This window comes from Paraburkholderia caledonica NBRC 102488 (assembly GCF_000685095.1).
Taxonomy (GTDB): Bacteria; Pseudomonadota; Gammaproteobacteria; order Burkholderiales; family Burkholderiaceae; genus Paraburkholderia; species Paraburkholderia caledonica.
The window spans coordinates 407,918-423,013 of record NZ_BAYE01000005.1 but is presented as its reverse complement, the minus strand read 5'-3'; the positions used below and the strand labels follow the sequence as shown (position 1 = coordinate 423,013).

Annotated in this window: 13 protein-coding genes and 1 pseudogene; 9 read left to right on the top strand and 5 right to left on the bottom strand. The window is 63.6% G+C overall.

Annotated elements, in window-relative coordinates:
* The first annotated feature begins 53 nt into the window (after positions 1 to 53).
* From BCA01S_RS13645 to BCA01S_RS13625, 5 genes are read left to right on the top strand one after another with little or no spacing between them, the layout of a single operon-like run.
* Positions 54 to 1,457, top strand: a complete 1,404-nt coding sequence (locus BCA01S_RS13645) for a PelD GGDEF domain-containing protein (protein ID WP_027777365.1) — start codon at positions 54 to 56, stop codon at positions 1,455 to 1,457.
* On the top strand, positions 1,450 to 2,499 hold the full coding sequence (locus BCA01S_RS13640) for a hypothetical protein (protein ID WP_027777364.1): 1,050 nt from the start codon (positions 1,450 to 1,452) through the stop codon (positions 2,497 to 2,499). Before BCA01S_RS13645 ends, BCA01S_RS13640 begins: the two co-directional genes overlap by 8 nt.
* Positions 2,496 to 4,133: a GT4 family glycosyltransferase PelF gene (gene pelF / locus BCA01S_RS13635; protein ID WP_027777363.1), complete on the top strand. Its 1,638-nt coding sequence runs from the start codon at positions 2,496 to 2,498 to the stop codon at positions 4,131 to 4,133. Before BCA01S_RS13640 ends, pelF begins: the two co-directional genes overlap by 4 nt.
* Positions 4,133 to 5,506 (top strand): exopolysaccharide Pel transporter PelG, encoded by a 1,374-nt coding sequence (gene pelG / locus BCA01S_RS13630; protein ID WP_027777362.1) that lies wholly within the window; start codon positions 4,133 to 4,135, stop codon positions 5,504 to 5,506. The genes pelF and pelG overlap by 1 nt, the downstream gene beginning before the upstream one ends.
* Positions 5,507 to 5,520: 14 nt before the next feature.
* Positions 5,521 to 6,423, top strand: a complete 903-nt coding sequence (locus tag BCA01S_RS13625; RefSeq protein WP_027777361.1) for an endo alpha-1,4 polygalactosaminidase — start codon at positions 5,521 to 5,523, stop codon at positions 6,421 to 6,423.
* A 28-nt stretch (positions 6,424 to 6,451) separates the two neighbouring features.
* On the opposite strand, the pseudogene BCA01S_RS34855 reads toward BCA01S_RS13625, so the two are convergent.
* Positions 6,452 to 7,071, bottom strand: a pseudogene (locus BCA01S_RS34855) (LysE/ArgO family amino acid transporter).
* Positions 7,072 to 7,168: 97 nt separating this feature from the next.
* On the opposite strand from BCA01S_RS34855, the gene BCA01S_RS13615 reads away from it, so the two are divergent.
* Positions 7,169 to 8,062 carry a LysR family transcriptional regulator ArgP gene (locus tag BCA01S_RS13615; protein WP_027777360.1) on the top strand — a complete coding sequence of 298 codons (894 nt, stop codon included), beginning with the start codon at positions 7,169 to 7,171 and terminating at the stop codon, positions 8,060 to 8,062.
* A gap of 109 nt (positions 8,063 to 8,171) precedes the next feature.
* On the opposite strand, the gene BCA01S_RS13610 is transcribed toward BCA01S_RS13615, so the two are convergent.
* Together BCA01S_RS13610 and BCA01S_RS13605 are read right to left on the bottom strand one after the other, a co-directional pair.
* Complete coding sequence (locus BCA01S_RS13610) at positions 8,172 to 9,428, bottom strand: MFS transporter (protein ID WP_027777359.1); 1,257 nt, start codon at positions 9,426 to 9,428, stop codon at positions 8,172 to 8,174.
* A complete protein-coding gene (locus BCA01S_RS13605) occupies positions 9,425 to 10,408 on the bottom strand; it encodes a PRC-barrel domain-containing protein (protein WP_027777358.1) in 984 nt (327 codons plus the stop codon). Before BCA01S_RS13605 ends, BCA01S_RS13610 begins: the two co-directional genes overlap by 4 nt.
* A 466-nt stretch (positions 10,409 to 10,874) precedes the next feature.
* On the opposite strand from BCA01S_RS13605, the gene BCA01S_RS13600 reads away from it, so the two are divergent.
* The 3 genes from BCA01S_RS13600 (at position 10,875) to BCA01S_RS13590 (ending at position 13,806) form a co-directional block, all read left to right on the top strand.
* A complete protein-coding gene (locus tag BCA01S_RS13600; protein ID WP_027777357.1) occupies positions 10,875 to 12,257 on the top strand; it encodes an NCS2 family permease in 1,383 nt (460 codons plus the stop codon).
* Between the two features lie 251 nt (positions 12,258 to 12,508).
* Positions 12,509 to 12,934, top strand: a complete 426-nt coding sequence (locus tag BCA01S_RS13595; protein WP_027777356.1) for an ArsR/SmtB family transcription factor — start codon at positions 12,509 to 12,511, stop codon at positions 12,932 to 12,934.
* Positions 12,935 to 13,026: 92 nt separating this feature from the next.
* The gene (locus BCA01S_RS13590) at positions 13,027 to 13,806 is read left to right on the top strand and encodes a DUF899 domain-containing protein (protein ID WP_027777355.1); all 780 of its coding nucleotides are present in this window, start codon (positions 13,027 to 13,029) and stop codon (positions 13,804 to 13,806) included.
* A gap of 35 nt (positions 13,807 to 13,841) precedes the next feature.
* Here the strand turns inward: BCA01S_RS13590 and BCA01S_RS13585 are convergent, their stop codons facing one another.
* Together BCA01S_RS13585 and BCA01S_RS13580 are read right to left on the bottom strand one after the other, a co-directional pair.
* The gene (locus tag BCA01S_RS13585) at positions 13,842 to 14,024 is read right to left on the bottom strand and encodes a hypothetical protein (protein ID WP_027777354.1); all 183 of its coding nucleotides are present in this window, start codon (positions 14,022 to 14,024) and stop codon (positions 13,842 to 13,844) included.
* A gap of 129 nt (positions 14,025 to 14,153) precedes the next feature.
* On the bottom strand, positions 14,154 to 15,065 hold the full coding sequence (locus tag BCA01S_RS13580; RefSeq protein ID WP_027777353.1) for an NAD-dependent epimerase/dehydratase family protein: 912 nt from the start codon (positions 15,063 to 15,065) through the stop codon (positions 14,154 to 14,156).
* Positions 15,066 to 15,096: the final 31 nt, after the last annotated feature.

Here is a 15,096-nt window from a genome sequence, read left to right as displayed (position 1 = left end):
CGCTGCGCAGGCACGCTGTCATTCGTATCTCGAGATGTCATGAGGAGTCGGCTGTGAATACCGTCACCGCGCAATCCGCCGCCAGTGCGGCGAAGCCGCGCCATTCGAATCCGCTCGGCAACCTGAGCGCGTTGCGGCGCATCGTTGCGCCCGCGGTGGCTCGGCCGTTTTCAATTGTCGAGACGATCGCGTTCGTTGCGGCGGCCGGCGCGTTGAGCTGGGCGCTCGACCGCAACGACCCCTTCCTGCTGCATGCGGGTTTTCCGTGGCTGTGGTTCGCGCCGCTGATTGTGGCGCTGCGCTACGGCACGCTGCTCGGCTTGCTCGCCTGCGCGATGCTGATCGGCGCGTGGCAGGTGCTGATGCGCGGCAGCCCCGACGCATGGCCGACGCTGTTCTTCACCGGCGGCCTGTTGCAGACCATCGTTGCCGGTCACTTCGGCGATACGTGGGGCAACCGGGCGCAGCGCGCGAACGCGTTGAACGACTACCTGAACGACCGGCTCGTCGCAATTACGAACAGCCATTACCTGATGCGCCTGTCGCACGAGCGGCTCGAAAAAGATCTTTTGTCGAAGCCGACCACGCTGCGCGATTCGATTACCGAACTGCGCCGCCTGTCGGTCGCGCATGGGCTCGATAGTGCGAAGGACGTGCCGTCGCACGATCTGCCGGGCGCGCACGCGCTGCTCGAATTCGTCGCGCAGGCGTGTCAGATCGAAGTGGCCGCGCTGTACCCCGTGCACGTCGGCAAGCTCGGGCGTGAACCGCTCGCCCGGATCGGCGATGCGTTCGAGCTCGACCCGCGGGACGAACTCGTCGCACGGGCGCTCGAAACCCAAGCCGTCGCGCATCTGAAGAGCGGCGAGCATCCGTTCACGAACACGGGCCTGCTCGTGTGCGCGCCGATGATCTCGGCGGACGGGCGGCTCATCGCCGTGCTGGCGATCAAGCGCATGCCGTTCCTGTCGCTGAACTTCGACAACCTGCAGCTGTTGCTGGTGCTGCTCGGCTATTACGCCGACGGCGTCGAACACTCGCAGCAGGTACGCACGATCCTCGATGCATTGCCCGACTGCCCATACGAATTCGCGCTCGACGTGAGCCGCCTCACGCGCCTCGAACACGCGGCGGGCATTACGTCGTCGCTCGTCGCGCTGGTGTTCCCGCACGACGACGAAGGCGACTCGTTCTTCGAGCATGTGATGCGTCGCCGCCGTGCTCTCGATCTGATGTGGCCGGTCAAGGCCGCGGGGCAGTCGGTGCTGATCAATCTGATGCCGGCGACCGATGCGACCGGCGTGGACGGTTATCTCGCGCGGATCGAAGCAAGCCTGCGCGCGCAGTTCAATCTCGATCTCGAAGGCGCGCGCATCGGCGTGCATACGCTGCATCTCGGCGGCGAGCCGGGTCCGGCGTTGAAGCGTCTTCTCGTGCGCAGTGGCGTCGATGTCTGAAACCGTTCGCCCTCACTCCACAGGCCGCGCGTCGCGCGTACTTCGCGCTTTCGTCGCTTTCGCTGGCATCGTGCTCGTCGTGCTGGTGCAATGTGCTTTGGTCTGGCGCGTCGCGAACGGGCAGGTGGCGTTCGATCCGCTGTTGCCCGTCGTCGCGATCAATCTGATCGGCGGTGCATTGCAGGCGCTCCTGTTTCGCGCGCTGTTACCGCAGCACTATCGCGAGCCGCGCGGCTGGAGCTTGCTGCTGCTGTGGCTCGGATGCGCATTCGTGCCGCTGTTCGGCGGCCTCGTCGTACTCGTGAGCTGCGCGTGGGCCGCCTGCTATCCGCGTTCACACAGCGGCGAGGAGCTGGACGACGTGCCGCCGCCCGAATTCGTCACGCACCTGATGTCGCGCGTATCGCATGGCGGCGGCGCGCGCTTGCAGGCGCGCATCGTCAATACGCAGGTGAATGCGTCGGATCGTCTGTCGGCGCTCGTCGCGATCCAGAGCATGCCGACGCGCACCACGGGCACGCTGCTGCGCGAACTGCTTGCGGACCCGGTTGAAGACGTGCGCCTCATCGCTTATGGCACGCTGGATCAGGCGGAAAACGAAGTGACGCAGCGCATTTTCCAGACCGGGCAAAGTCTCGAGACGGCAAGCACCGACGATCAGCGCCACGCGATCAATCGTCAGCTTGCGGAGTTGTACTTCGAACTGATCTATCAGAACCTGGTGCAAGGCGCGGTCTACCGGCACACGCTCGAACAGGCCGATCGTCACGCACGCGCGGCGCTCGAGATCGACGACGGCGACGCCGCGCTATGGATGATTCGCGGCCGCCTCGCTCTCGCGAACGGCGCCGCGGACGAAGCGGCCGACTACATGGCGCGTGCCCAGGCGCTGGGCTTCCCACGGGAGCGTCTGGTGCCGTGGCTTGCCGAAGTCGAATTCCTGCGCGGGGATTTTGCGCGCGTATCCGAACTGTTGGCGTCGCTCGGCAATGCCGCGACGCTGCCGATGCTCAAACCTGTCGCGCGTTACTGGTCAACATGAAACCCTCACTGCTGCGCCGCGCTGCGGACGCCGATGTCTGCCTGCTACTCGAAGGCACGTTCCCCTATGTGCGCGGCGGCGTATCGAGCTGGGTCAACGGCATGATCCGCTCGTATCCGGAGTTGCGCTTTTCGATCGTGTTCGTCGGCAGCCGCGAAGAAGACTACGAAGGCGCGGCGTATGCGCTGCCGGATAACGTCGTCCATTTCGAAGTCCACTATCTGTACGAAGCGGCCCATGCCGATAAAGACGCGTCGCGTGAAATTCCCGGCGACGCGCAGGCATTCGCGCGCTCGGCCGCGTTGCACGACGCATGGCGCAACCGCGGCAGTTCCGACGCAGCGTCGGACCCCGGCGCGCTGATGGCCGACATGGTGCAAATGATCGGCGACGAGGGGCCGCTGAACGAGGAGCAGTTCCTGTCGAGCCGCGCCGCGTGGGACTTTATCGTCGACCAGTACGATCGATATTGCACGGACCCGTCGTTTACCGACTACTTCTGGACCGTGCGCATCATGCACAAACCGTTGTGGCAGCTTGCGCGCGTCGCGGAGCAAGTGCCGCCGGCGAAGGTGTATCACACGGTGTCGACGGGCTATGCGGGTTTTCTCGGCGCGCTGCTGCATTACCGGAGTGGGCGGCCGCTGCTCGTGTCGGAACACGGCATCTATACGAAGGAACGCAAGATCGATCTGCTGCAAAGCCAGTGGATACGCGACAACCGCGGCGCATTCGAGCGCGACATCTCGAAGATCAGTTACTTCCGCGAACTGTGGGTGCGTTTCTTCGAAGCGCTCGGCAAGCTCGCCTACGACGCCGCCGACGACATCGTCGCGCTGTACGAGACCAATCGACAACGGCAGATCGCAGACGGCGCACTCGCTTCGCGCACGCGCAACATTCCGAACGGCGTGGACGTCGACGCACTGGCGCCGCTCGTCGAACAACGCGTCGCACGGCCGCGCAACGTAGTCGCGCTGATTGGCCGCGTGGTGCCGATCAAGGACATCAAGACCTTCATTCGCGCGCTCTTTATCGCGTCGCGAACCATGCCGGATATCGAAGGCTGGATCGTCGGGCCGGAGGAAGAAGATGCGGCCTACGCGCTCGAGTGCCGCGCGCTGGTGCAAAGTCTCGGGCTCGCGAAGAACGTGAAATTCCTCGGCTTCCAGCGCATCGACGAAATCCTGCCGCAAGTGGACGTCATCGCGCTGACGTCGATCAGCGAGGCGTTGCCGCTCGTCGTGCTGGAAGGCTTCGCGGCTGGCGTGCCTGCCATCACGACGGACGTTGGCTCGTGCCGTCAGCTGATCGACGGTTACGGTGACGAAGACCGCGCGCTGGGCCCGGCGGGCAGCGTCGTGCCTATCGCGAATCCGGCAGCGTTCGCGCTGGCTGTGCTCGATCTGCTCGGCGACGAACCGCGCTGGCTCGCGGCGCAGCAGGCGGGCCTTGCGCGGGTGCGGCGTTTCTACACGAAGAAGCAGATGATCGATCAATACCGCGTGCTGTATGAATGCCTGACGGCCGCGCCAACACGTGACGGTCGCGAGAGCGGCAACGCGGCGGCTGCGCGTGGCGGCTGCCCGATGCATCACGGCGACGCGCGAATCCAACCGCAAGAGGTGCGCTGATGGCCGGCATCGGTTTCGAGCTCCGCAAGATACTCAAGCACCAGACGCTTTTCGGCGTCGCGCGCGCCTATGCGTACGCGGGATTGATCAGTTCGGGGCCGCTCATTCTGTCGATCTTCGGTATCCTGATTATTGGTGTGATGAGCCTCGCGTTCGTGATCCCGAAGTACGCGATCGTGCAGTTCCAGGTGTCGGTCACTTACCTCGTCGCGTGCAGCCTGATTCTGACCGGGCCGCTGCAACTGTCGTTTACACGTTTTATTTCGGACCGTCTGTTCGAAAAGCGCGACGACCTCGTGCTGTCGAACTACAACGGCGTCGTGCTGCTTTCAACGGCAGCCTCGGGCGTGCTCGGCGTGATCGCGGTCGCATTCGGCTTTCGCGGCGAGCCGCTGATCTACCGGCTGCTGATGGTGGCGGGGTTCGTGGTCGTCAGCAATATCTGGATCGCGGTGATTTTCCTGTCGAGCGTCAAGCAGTATCGGCAAATTCTCTATGTGTTCGCGCTTGGCTACGGCTGCACCGTTGCGTTCGCGTTGATGCTCAACCGTCATGGACTGCCGGGGCTGCTCGGCGGCTTCGTGGCGGGTCATGTCGTGCTGCTCGCCGGACTGTCCGGGCTGATCTATCGCAACTACCGAAGCGAACGCTTCATCTCGTTCGAGGTGCTGCAAAAACGCTTCGCGTATCCGAGTCTTGCGCTCGTCGGACTGCTGTTCAACCTTGGCGTGTGGATCGACAAATTCATGTTCTGGTACGCGCCTGACACCGGCGCGCGCGTGATCGGACCGCTGCATGCGTCGGTGATCTACGATATTCCCGTGTTCATTGCATACGTGTGCGTGATGCCCGGCATGGCAACCTTTCTCGTGCGGATCGAAGCGGATTTCGTCGAGTACTACGACCGCTTCTACGACGCAGTGCGCAGCGGCGCGACGCTGCGCCATATCAACGACATGCGCGACATGATGGTCGGCAGCGTGCGGGCAGGGCTGTACGAGATCGTGAAGGTCCAGACGGTCGTTCTGCTGTTGATCCTCGCTTTCGGGCATCTCGTGCTGGAAGCATTGGGAATTTCAACTCTGTATTTGCCGCTGCTCATCGTGGATGTGATCTCGGCCAGTTTGCAAGTACTGCTGCTCGGCTTGCTCAACGTGTTCTTTTATCTCGACGCACGCCGTGCCGTGCTCAAACTCACGGCCGCGTTCGTCGTGCTGAACGCACTGTTCACGGGCATCACCCTCTGGCTCGGCCCGGATCTATACGGCTATGGATTCGCGCTCGCTCTGCTGCTCGTCGTGATGGCTGCCGTGACGCTGCTCGACCGCAAATTCGCGTCGCTCGAGTACGAGACTTACATGTTGCGCAACTAGGCGGGGATTCGCGGATGAGTATCGGAAAACGTCAGCGCCGCGACATGTGCTCGTTTTATCGGCGCGTAGTATGCGCGGCGCGTCTGGTGCTGGTGGGCCTGCTGTCTTCGATCGCACACGAACGCGCGTGGGCCGACGCGGGAGCGGGGCCCTCGATTGCGCTCTTTTATGGCACGCAGCCGCCGGTTAGCCAGTTGCGCAACTTCGACGTCGCGGTGGTGGAACCCGACAGCGGCTTCGAGCCACTGAAGCACAAGAATCCGGACACCGCTTGGTTCGCTTATGTGAGCGTGGGAGAGGTGGAGCCGCAGCGTCCGTATTACGCTGCCATTCCGAAGGCCTGGCAACTGGGCGACAACACGGTGTGGGGCGCGAAGGTGATCGATCAGGACGTGGCGGACTGGCCCGCGTTCTACGTGGAGCATGTGATCGCTCCGCTATGGAAGAAAGGCTATCGCGGCTTTTTTCTCGACACTTTGGATTCTTACCAGATCGTCGCAAAAACGGACGCGGCGAGGGCGCGCCAGGAGCGTGGTCTCGTTGCCGTGGTCCGCGCGATCAAGGCGCGGTATCCGCGTGCACGGCTGATTTTCAATCGCGGGTTCGAGATATTGCCGCAGGTTCACTCGCTGGTATATGCGGTCGCATTCGAATCGCTGTACCGAGGCTGGGACCAGGCGGGAAAGCGCTACACCGAGATCACGCAGGCCGATCGCGACTGGCTGCTCGCGCAGGCGAAAACCATTCGCGAGCAATACCGGCTGCCGGTGCTCGCAATCGACTATTGCGCGCCGGCCGACAGCGCTTGCGCCGCCGACACCGTCAACAGGATCAGCGCTGCGGGCCTTGTTCCATATGTCACGGACGGCGGCCTGCAGTCGGTCGGCGTGGGGCCGGCTCGTGCGATGAGGCAGTGAGGCAGTGATCGGGCGAACGTAGTCCGCTTCAACGCAACTGCGTCACGGCGAGCAACAACACCATGCTGCCGATCGCGCCATCCAGCACACGCCATGCGCTTGCCCGGCGAAACAGCGGCGCAAGCGCTCGCGCGCCGTAACCCAGCGCTATAAACCAGACGCAGCTGACTGCCATCGCACCGACGGCGAACGCGACGCGTGCGCCGTCCGGTTCGCGTGCCCCGGCGGTACCCACCAGCAAGAAAGTGTCGAGATAAACGTGCGGGTTGAGCCACGTGAAGGCGAGCGTCATAAGCACGATGGGCATCGCGCGTTGCGCGGGCTGTGCGCCACGGTTCGCGTCGGCGTCCATCACCGCATGCCCGGCCGCACTGCGCGGCGCAATGCATTGATGCCGAACCACGCGAGATAGGCGAGGCCGACGTACAGCATGACATGCACGAACACCGGATAACGCTCGATCAGCACCGACGCGCCGCCGACACCCGCGCTAATCAGAATGCAGTCCGACACTGCGCAAAGCGCGACGATCTTGCCCACATGCGAGCGCATGATGCCTTGCCGCAGTACGAAAGCGTTCTGCGCACCGATGGTCACGATCAGCGACGCACATAATGCAGCGCCGTGAGAAAAAGACAGCCAGTTCATAGCGGATCCAGTAGACGGGAGAAGCGAACATGGCTAGTCTGCAGTTCTGTGCTTCATAAGAGAAGCTAATTTAGCTAACGCTGATTAAGGAACGCTAATGCTCGACTATGCGTTGCTCGACGCGCTCGCGGCCGTCGTGCGTCATGGCTCGTTCGACCGCGCAGCGAGTGAACTCAACGTCACGCCCTCGGCGGTATCGCAGCGGGTGAAGCTGCTCGAGGAGCGAGTGGGCAGTGTGCTCGTCAAGCGCGGTCAGCCGTGCGTCGCGACAACGTCTGGCGCGTTGCTGTGCCGTCATACCGAACGCGTGCAACTGCTCGAAGCGGAATTGACCGGTCGTGTGCCGGCACTGCCGGGCGGTCTGGTCGAAGCATGGCCGACGCTGCGCGTGGCGGTGAACGACGACAGCGTCGGCACATGGTTCATCGACGCAGTTGCGCCGTTTTGCGCCGAGCGTCAAATGCTGCTCGACCTCGTGATCGACGATCAGGATCACACTGCGCAGCGGATTCGCGACGGCAGCGTGCAGGGCGCGGTGACCACTCAGGCGGAGCCGGTGCAAGGGTGCCGCTCGACGCGTCTTGGGCGCATGCGCTATCTCGCGGTCTGCTCGCCGGCGTTTCTCGCGCGTCATTTCGCGGACGGCGTCACGCGCGACAGTTTGCGGCACACGCCGTGCGTGGATTTCAATCCGAAGGACCAGTTGCAAAAACGCTTCATGCGCCGCATCACGCGAGCGGAGGTCGATCCGCCGTTGCACTGGATTCCGCATGTCGCCGGCTTTCTGCGCGCGTGTGTGACGGGTCTCGGCTGGGGCATGTGTCCCGAGCGCATGATCGCGTCACATCTGGCGAGTGGCGAACTCGTGGATATGGCGCCAGGCAAGCATATCGACGTCGATCTCTACTGGCAGAGCTGGCGCCTGTCGATTGGCTGGCTGGACGACTTCAGCGCGGTGTTGCGCATGCGCGCGGCTGAGTTTCTGGATTGAGCGGCCTCGCCGCGACGATCCGGCATGCGTCGGGCGGCGCACGGGCCGATTGAATCGGGAGTCCGGTTCTGCCTGGGTGCAACAGCGCCACAGACAGAACCATCGCGACTTACCTGACCGCCGACCCACCGCCGTCTGTCACCGGCGCGCTGTCTTCTGCCGCTGCCGCGTCGCGCGTCTCCGGCATCGCCGCCCACACCAGCAAGACCGCCAGCGCACCTGCGGCGGCCAGTCCGAAAAACGCGACCGCATTGCCGAAGTGATCGGCGATGAATCCGGCCGCGGTCGTACTCAACGTCGCGCCGATGCCCGCAGCAAGCCCGAACAGGCCGATGCACAGGTTGTAGCGGCCCTTGCCGCCGGCCACATCGGCGGCGATCAGAGGCAGCATCACACCGAACACGGCCGCGCTCAAACCGTCGAGCATCTGCACGGGCACGAGCAGGTAGGGGCTGCTGATTCCGGCGAACAGCAGCGCGCGGATCGGCAACGCCGAAAAGCCCAACAGCAGAATAGGCCGGCGTCCCCAACGCTCGGCGGATCGGCCGACCCACGGGGACATCATCGCGACGATCGCCTGCGGCACGATGATGCACGCGGCGATCACGAGCTGCACGTTGTCGCCCATGCCGGCGGTCACTTCGCCGGCGGCGAGATTGAGCATCGCTGCATTGGACAGATGGAACAACACAATGCATGCAGCGAACAGCAGCATGCGCCGGTCGCGCAGCAACTCGCGCAGGCTTTCGCGGCGCTCGGTCTCTTGCGGCGTCGGCGCCGCTTTCGGCAACTGGATCGTGTCGGTGCGCTGGATCATCGCCAATGCGAACAGCGCGGGCACGGCGAGCCCCGCGGTCAGCCAGAACACCGCGCGCGGCGAATAGTATTCGCCGAATACGCCCATCAGTCCCGCCGCAACCGCGCTGCCGATCGACGCCCAGCGCGCATTGCGTCCGAGCCGGTCGCCGAGATTCGCACGTCCGACGAGCGCAAACGAAATCGCGGCCAGTGCCGGCGTCAGCATGCAACTGGCGAAGCCGTGAAAGACCTCGGCGGCGATCACCGGCAGCACCGTCGGACTGGTTGCCAGCAATACCGCGCTCAGGATGATCGCGAAGATCGCCCAGGCGGCCGCGCCCTTCTTGTTGCGCAACGCGTCGACGGCGGCGCCGCCCGGCACCTGACTCACCATTGCGCTGATCGTGCCGACCGACAACGCCATGCCGATCTCGCCCTGCGTCCACTTGTGCGACGCGAGATATGACGCGATGAACGGTCCAAAACCCGTCTGCACATTGGCGACGAAGAAGTTCAGCCAATCGAGCGCGCGCAGGCTTCGCGCCGTAACCAGAGTGCGGCCTGTCATCGGACCGCCCGTGCGTTGGAAGCGGCCGTGGCTGTCGGCCCGGAGGCGGGCGCGGCAGCGGCAGCGGGCGCTGGCTGGGCGGGCGGCGCGGGCGGCGCGGGCGATACCGCGCGAATCGGCTTGTCGTTCGCGTAGGGCGGCGTCGCGTTGATCTGCGCATCGCTCAAATCGATTTGCGGATGCAGTTCCTTGTCTTTCGCGACGAATCGCAGCGCCGACCAGTTCGCCGCAATCGTGCGCCGCTCCGTGCTGACCATGCCGTTGACGTCCAGCACGACCGCCTGCGGCTGCGCATTGGCGTCGATCAGCACGTCGATCACGCGGCCCACTTTCGCGCCGTTCGAGCGCTCAACCGTCGCGTCGATCACCGGCAACTGCATCGCGGCATTCGCCTTCGCCGGATTCACCGGAGTCGCCGACGGATTCAGCGTGATCGGCGCGGCTTTCGCGGTCGGCGTGAAGCGGAATGCGTTCCACGCGAAATTGACCTTGCGATCGCCGACCCCGAGGAAACCTTGCAGATTCACCACGACTTCACGCGGCTTGCCGCTCGCGTCGGCGATCATGTCGATCGCTCGCCCGACCACCTTGCCGTCCGGTTTCTGCACCTCGCTGTCGAGCAGCGTATGCGCGTCGTTGCGCTCGATCGTGCGCAGCACGATCAGCGGCGGGGGCGGCGGCGGTGGAGGCGGCGCCGCGACGACGGGCGGCGGCGGCTCGACTTTGTGCGGCTTGACGACCGGCTTCTTCGGCTTCTTCGGCTGCTCGGGTTCGGCGGTTTCGGTCTCGACCGGCTCGGGCGCGGAAGCGGCCACGGGCGCGCTTGCGGCTTCGACCGGCATGACCGTGGCTTCGACGATCGGCGCCTGCTGCGTTCCCCACAGCAGGCTGCTGCAGCCGGACAGTGCAAGAAGCGCCAGCAGCGCGAACGCCGCGAGGATCGTATGACGCCAGGCAGGGAGCGAAAAGCCGCCACTCATCAGGAAGAACTCCATGGACCGGGTGCGGCTGTAGAGCGCCGCGATTAAACAGTACGGCCCAGAGTTTAACCCGCGACGTCGAGCGGTCCGCTTTTGAGGGCCATGTGAGGGGTATGCCGCAAGCACGCTTCATGCCGCGCCGCACACGACCGTCACTCGCGGCGGGCATCTCGCAGCGTCCATCAAGCTCTCAAAACGCTTTCATATGTGGACGAGAAAGCGTGACGAGCCGTAGGTGTTAACGCGCGGATCGCACATGCGCTTCGCCGTCGCTTGGACGATATAACTGCCGCGACATGCCCGGCATGCCATTCATGCGATGGGCGATATATTTGGGTTGCCCTACATTTCGAGACACAAACGGGACACGAAGCGCCCGGCGCACATTAAACCAACGCAAAGAGACGAACCTGATGACGGCCACTTCGACGGCCGTTTCAGCATGCTGATAAAGGAGGCACTCATCATGATGGAACCCCACGCCCAGCCGCTTTCCGAAGCCGGCGCCGAATCATTCGACACAAAGGGCTTTCTCGACCGCTACTTCGAAATCTCCTCGCGCGGCAGTTCGCAGCGCCAGGAAATCGTAGCGGGCATCACGACTTTCCTCGCGATGGTCTATTCCGTGTTCGTCGTGCCGGGCATGTTCGGTAAAGCGGGCTTCGACACGAGCGCGGTATTCGTCGCCGTGTGTCTCACGACCGCGTTCGGCTCGTTGCTGATGGGTGTGTGGGCGCGCCTGCCGATCGCGATCGGCTGCGCGATTTCGCTGACCGCGTTCACAGCGTTCGGTCTCGTGCTCGGCAAGGGCTTGCATCCGACAGTCGCGCTCGGCGCGGTATTTCTGATGGGTGTCGTGTTCACCGCGATCTCGGTGACGGGCGTGCGTTCGTGGATTCTGCGCAATCTGCCCACGGGCATCGCGCACGGCACGGGCATCGGCATCGGGCTGTTCCTGTTGCTGATCGCCGCCAACGACGTGGGGCTCGTCGTGAAGAATCCGGGCGCCGGTTTGCCGGTCTCGCTCGGCAAGATCACCGCACTGCCTGCACTGATGTCGGTCGCGGGGCTCGCCGCGATCTTCGGGCTCGTGCGCCGCCGCGTGCCCGGCTCGATCCTGATCGTGATCATTGGCATTTCGGCAATTGCGCTGCTCGTCGATCCGGCCGTGTCGTTTCATGGCGTATTCGCGGTGCCGTCGCTGAGCGCGCCGGGGCACGAGTCGCTGATCGGTGCGATGGACATCAAGGGCGCGCTGTCGATGGCAGTGCTGCCCAGCGTGCTCGCTCTCGTGATGACCGCCGTGTTCGACGCCACCGGGACGATTCGCGCGGTCGCCGGCCAGGCGGGCCAGCTCGATGAAAACGGCCGCATCATCAACGGTGGCCGCGCGCTCACGGCCGACTCGGTCAGCTCGATTTTCTCTGGCCTGCTCGGCGGCGCGCCAGCCGCGGCGTACATCGAATCGACGGTCGGCGTGGCGGCCGGCGCGAAGACCGGCATGGCGGCAGCGGTGGTCGGCCTGCTGTTTCTCGGTGTGATGTTCTTCTCGCCGCTCGCGAGCCTCGTACCGTCGTACGCGACAGCGCCCGCGCTGATGTATGTCGGGCTGCTGATGCTGTCGAATGTCAGCAAGCTGCATATGGACGACATGGTCGACGCGATGTCGGGACTCATGTGCGCGGTATTTATCGTGCTGACCGCAAATATCGTGACCGGCATCATGCTCGGTTTCGCAACGCTCGTGATCGGCCGCGTGGTGAGCGGCGAGTACCGCAAGCTGAACGTGGGCACGGTGGCGATTGCGATTGTGCTGGTCGGGTTCTATCTCGGCGGATGGGCGATCTGATTCGCTCGGGACGTCGCGGCGCAGCCGCGGCACGCCGAGTCATCTGCTGTAACGCCAGCACGGCGGAGTATTCCGGCGTGCCGCGGTCTGGACCGTAGTCGGTCGTTCCCCCTGACGCGGCACGTCGCAATGTTTGATCTGCGACGTGCCGCGTTTCTTTTTGCTCTGCGCGCGCGCCGGTTTACTGCGTGCTCCGGAGAAACTGCGTACCTGTTCTTGACATTCGCGAGTCCGTTTCTAAACTTAACCTCATGGTTAAGTTTAATGAAGCATTGCTCGATCGCACCTTTGCGGCGTTGTCGGACCCCACGCGGCGTGCGCTGCTTGCGCGTTTGTCCGAAACCGAACTATCGGTGAGTGAGCTTGCCGAGCCGTTCGCCATGTCCTTGCCGGCGGTGATGAAGCACCTTGACGTTCTCGCGGGGGCCGGCCTCATCACGCGTAGCAAGAACGGCCGCACGGTCGCGTGCCGGCTTTGCGCCGGACCGATGGAAGAAGCCATGGCGTGGCTCGGCCGCTACGAGCGCTTCTGGGCGAAATCGCTCGATCGTCTGGCCGCTTTCGTCGAGGAAGACGAAGCGCCGCCCGCGCGAAAGCCAGCCCGCCGTATCGCTGCACTGTCTACACCCGGGCCGCGCAAATCGTCGCCGTCACGAGGAAAACGGCGCGGCCCGTGACGCCCAGACCAGTCTGTCGTGCGCGCAGTCGTCGATGAGTTGCACATGCCGCGTATTTACATGCCGTGTACGTCACTGTAAAGGAGCCGCAGATGGAACCGATGCAAACACCAAAGCAATCGCAGCAAGACCCGCAGCACCGGGTCGGCTCGCGGCAGGAATGGCTGGAGGCGAGCAGGGCGCTGCTGGTGGAAGAAAAAGCGCACATGCGCGCCGGTGACGAACTCGCTCGCAAGCGCCGCGAACTACCGTGGGTGAAGGTGGATAAAACGTATGTGTTCGATACGCCGCAAGGTCGCAAGACGCTTGCCGATCTCTTCGACGGGCGTAGTCAGTTGATCGTTTATCACTTCATGCTTGGGCCGGATTGGGAAGAGGGTTGTATTGGCTGTTCGTTCCTGTCGGATCACATGACCGGGATCGTCACGCATCTGGAACATCACGATGTATCGTACGTGACCATCTCGCATGCGCCGCTCGCCAGGATCGAAGCGTTTCGAAAACGCATGGGCTGGACATTCCCGTGGGTGTCGTCCGACGGAAGCGATTTCAATTTCGACTACCACGTGTCGTTCACGCCCGAACAACTGGCGAGCAAGAAAGCCTTCTATAACTTCGTCGAGCAGGACGTCGGCATCGACGAACTACACGGCCATAGCGTCTTCTATAAAGACGCGAACGGCGACGTTTATCACACGTATTCCTGCTATGGCCGCGGCGACGAGCGGTTCATCAATACGTACGCGCATCTGGACGTTACGCCGAAAGGGCGCAATGAAAAGAGCAGTCTGATCGATTGGGTCAAGCACCACGACCGCTATGAAGACAAAGAGGAGCAGGTGCTCGGCGGCGGTTGTGCCGCTTGCGGTTAATGAATCTGCGAGAGAAGGAGTAGAGCGCCGCGTGGCTACAGTGCCATGTCGAACCCGGGCTTGAGAAACAGTTCGATCGCCATCACGGCGAGACCCATTAAAGCTGCTGACAGCGTCAACGTGCCGTATTCGTCGTAGCGTGCGTCGTAAAGGCACGCCACGACGAAGAGGATCGCCAGCAGGTTGGTCAGCCAGTCGAAATTCAACGCCAAGGTCATCGATCAAATCCGGGCTCGTGTGCGGCTCGAGCATCGAGCCGCGCGGGTCAGATGAGCACGATTCTATCGAGCCGAGCTTACGGATTCGCAACGCCGGCGCTTACACAAATTACGACGAAAAGCGAGAACCTACGCCGCCGGGCCGGACATCATGTCGTGCTCGATCCAGTCGATCACCGACGTGCGTTTGGGCTGCCAGCCCAACAGCTTGCGTGCGCGCTCGCCGCGTACGCGGCTATTCGAGCCAAGCCCGTACGAAGCCATTTCGTAGCCCCATTCCTTTTGCGCTTCTTCGAGCGGCCAGTCTTGCGGCTCGCCGAGCTTCATCGCGCGCGCGATGGCCGCGCTCATTTCGCGGAACGATGCTTCGCCGCTTTCGACGAAGTAGAACGTGCCGGCCGGGCTCTTCTCCAGCGCGAGACGATAAAGCTCGGCGACGTCGTCGATATGCACGTTCGACCATGTGTTGCCGCCGCTGCCGACGTGTCGCACGACGCCGCTCTTTTGAGCCTGTCGCACGAGGCGCGGCAACTGCACGCTCGCGCTGCCCGCTACCGCACCGTGGCCATAGATCAGCGTATTGCACAGCACCGCCGAGCGGATGTTCTGCTGCGCGGCTTCGAGGACCCGGCGGTCGATCGCAACGCGCGCGGCCTTGTCGGCGGTCGGCTCCGGCAGCGCGTCTTCGTGATAGATGCGCGCTTCAGCCGCTTCGCCGCCGGATGCGTCGCCGACGATACTCGAACCGCTCGTGTGCAAGAACGGTTTGCCCGAGCCTGAGAGTCCTTCGATCAGCGCGCTCACCGCGCCTTCGTGATCGCTGCTGGCGGCGTTGATGACAGCGTCGGCAGCTTGCGCCTCGGCAATGAGCAACGCGCGGTCGTCGAGCGCGCCGATAACCGGCTCGATGCCGAGCCGGTTCAGCTCGTCGCTATGTTCGGGCTTGCGAATCAGACCGCGCACCTGATGACCGGCACGCACGAGATGCGCCGCAATGGAACCGCCGATAAAACCGCCCGCGCCTGTAATGAATATCTTCAAGACCTTCTCCTGAGTGGAAATCTGGTGACAG

What these genes read in the sequence shown, in the direction of transcription:
- BCA01S_RS13640 (WP_027777364.1), top strand. Translation starts at nt 1,450, where the DNA reads ATGTCTGAAACCGTTCGCCCTCACTCCACAGGCCGCGCGTCGCGCGTA.
- pelF (WP_027777363.1), top strand. Translation starts at nt 2,496, where the DNA reads ATGAAACCCTCACTGCTGCGCCGCGCTGCGGACGCCGATGTCTGCCTG.
- pelG (WP_027777362.1), top strand. Translation starts at nt 4,133, where the DNA reads ATGGCCGGCATCGGTTTCGAGCTCCGCAAGATACTCAAGCACCAGACG.
- BCA01S_RS13625 (WP_027777361.1), top strand. Translation starts at nt 5,521, where the DNA reads ATGAGTATCGGAAAACGTCAGCGCCGCGACATGTGCTCGTTTTATCGG.
- BCA01S_RS13615 (WP_027777360.1), top strand. Translation starts at nt 7,169, where the DNA reads ATGCTCGACTATGCGTTGCTCGACGCGCTCGCGGCCGTCGTGCGTCAT.
- BCA01S_RS13610 (WP_027777359.1), bottom strand. Translation starts at nt 9,428, where the DNA reads ATGACAGGCCGCACTCTGGTTACGGCGCGAAGCCTGCGCGCGCTCGAT.
- BCA01S_RS13605 (WP_027777358.1), bottom strand. Translation starts at nt 10,408, where the DNA reads ATGAGTGGCGGCTTTTCGCTCCCTGCCTGGCGTCATACGATCCTCGCG.
- BCA01S_RS13600 (WP_027777357.1), top strand. Translation starts at nt 10,875, where the DNA reads ATGATGGAACCCCACGCCCAGCCGCTTTCCGAAGCCGGCGCCGAATCA.
- BCA01S_RS13595 (WP_027777356.1), top strand. Translation starts at nt 12,509, where the DNA reads ATGGTTAAGTTTAATGAAGCATTGCTCGATCGCACCTTTGCGGCGTTG.
- BCA01S_RS13590 (WP_027777355.1), top strand. Translation starts at nt 13,027, where the DNA reads ATGGAACCGATGCAAACACCAAAGCAATCGCAGCAAGACCCGCAGCAC.
- BCA01S_RS13585 (WP_027777354.1), bottom strand. Translation starts at nt 14,024, where the DNA reads ATGACCTTGGCGTTGAATTTCGACTGGCTGACCAACCTGCTGGCGATC.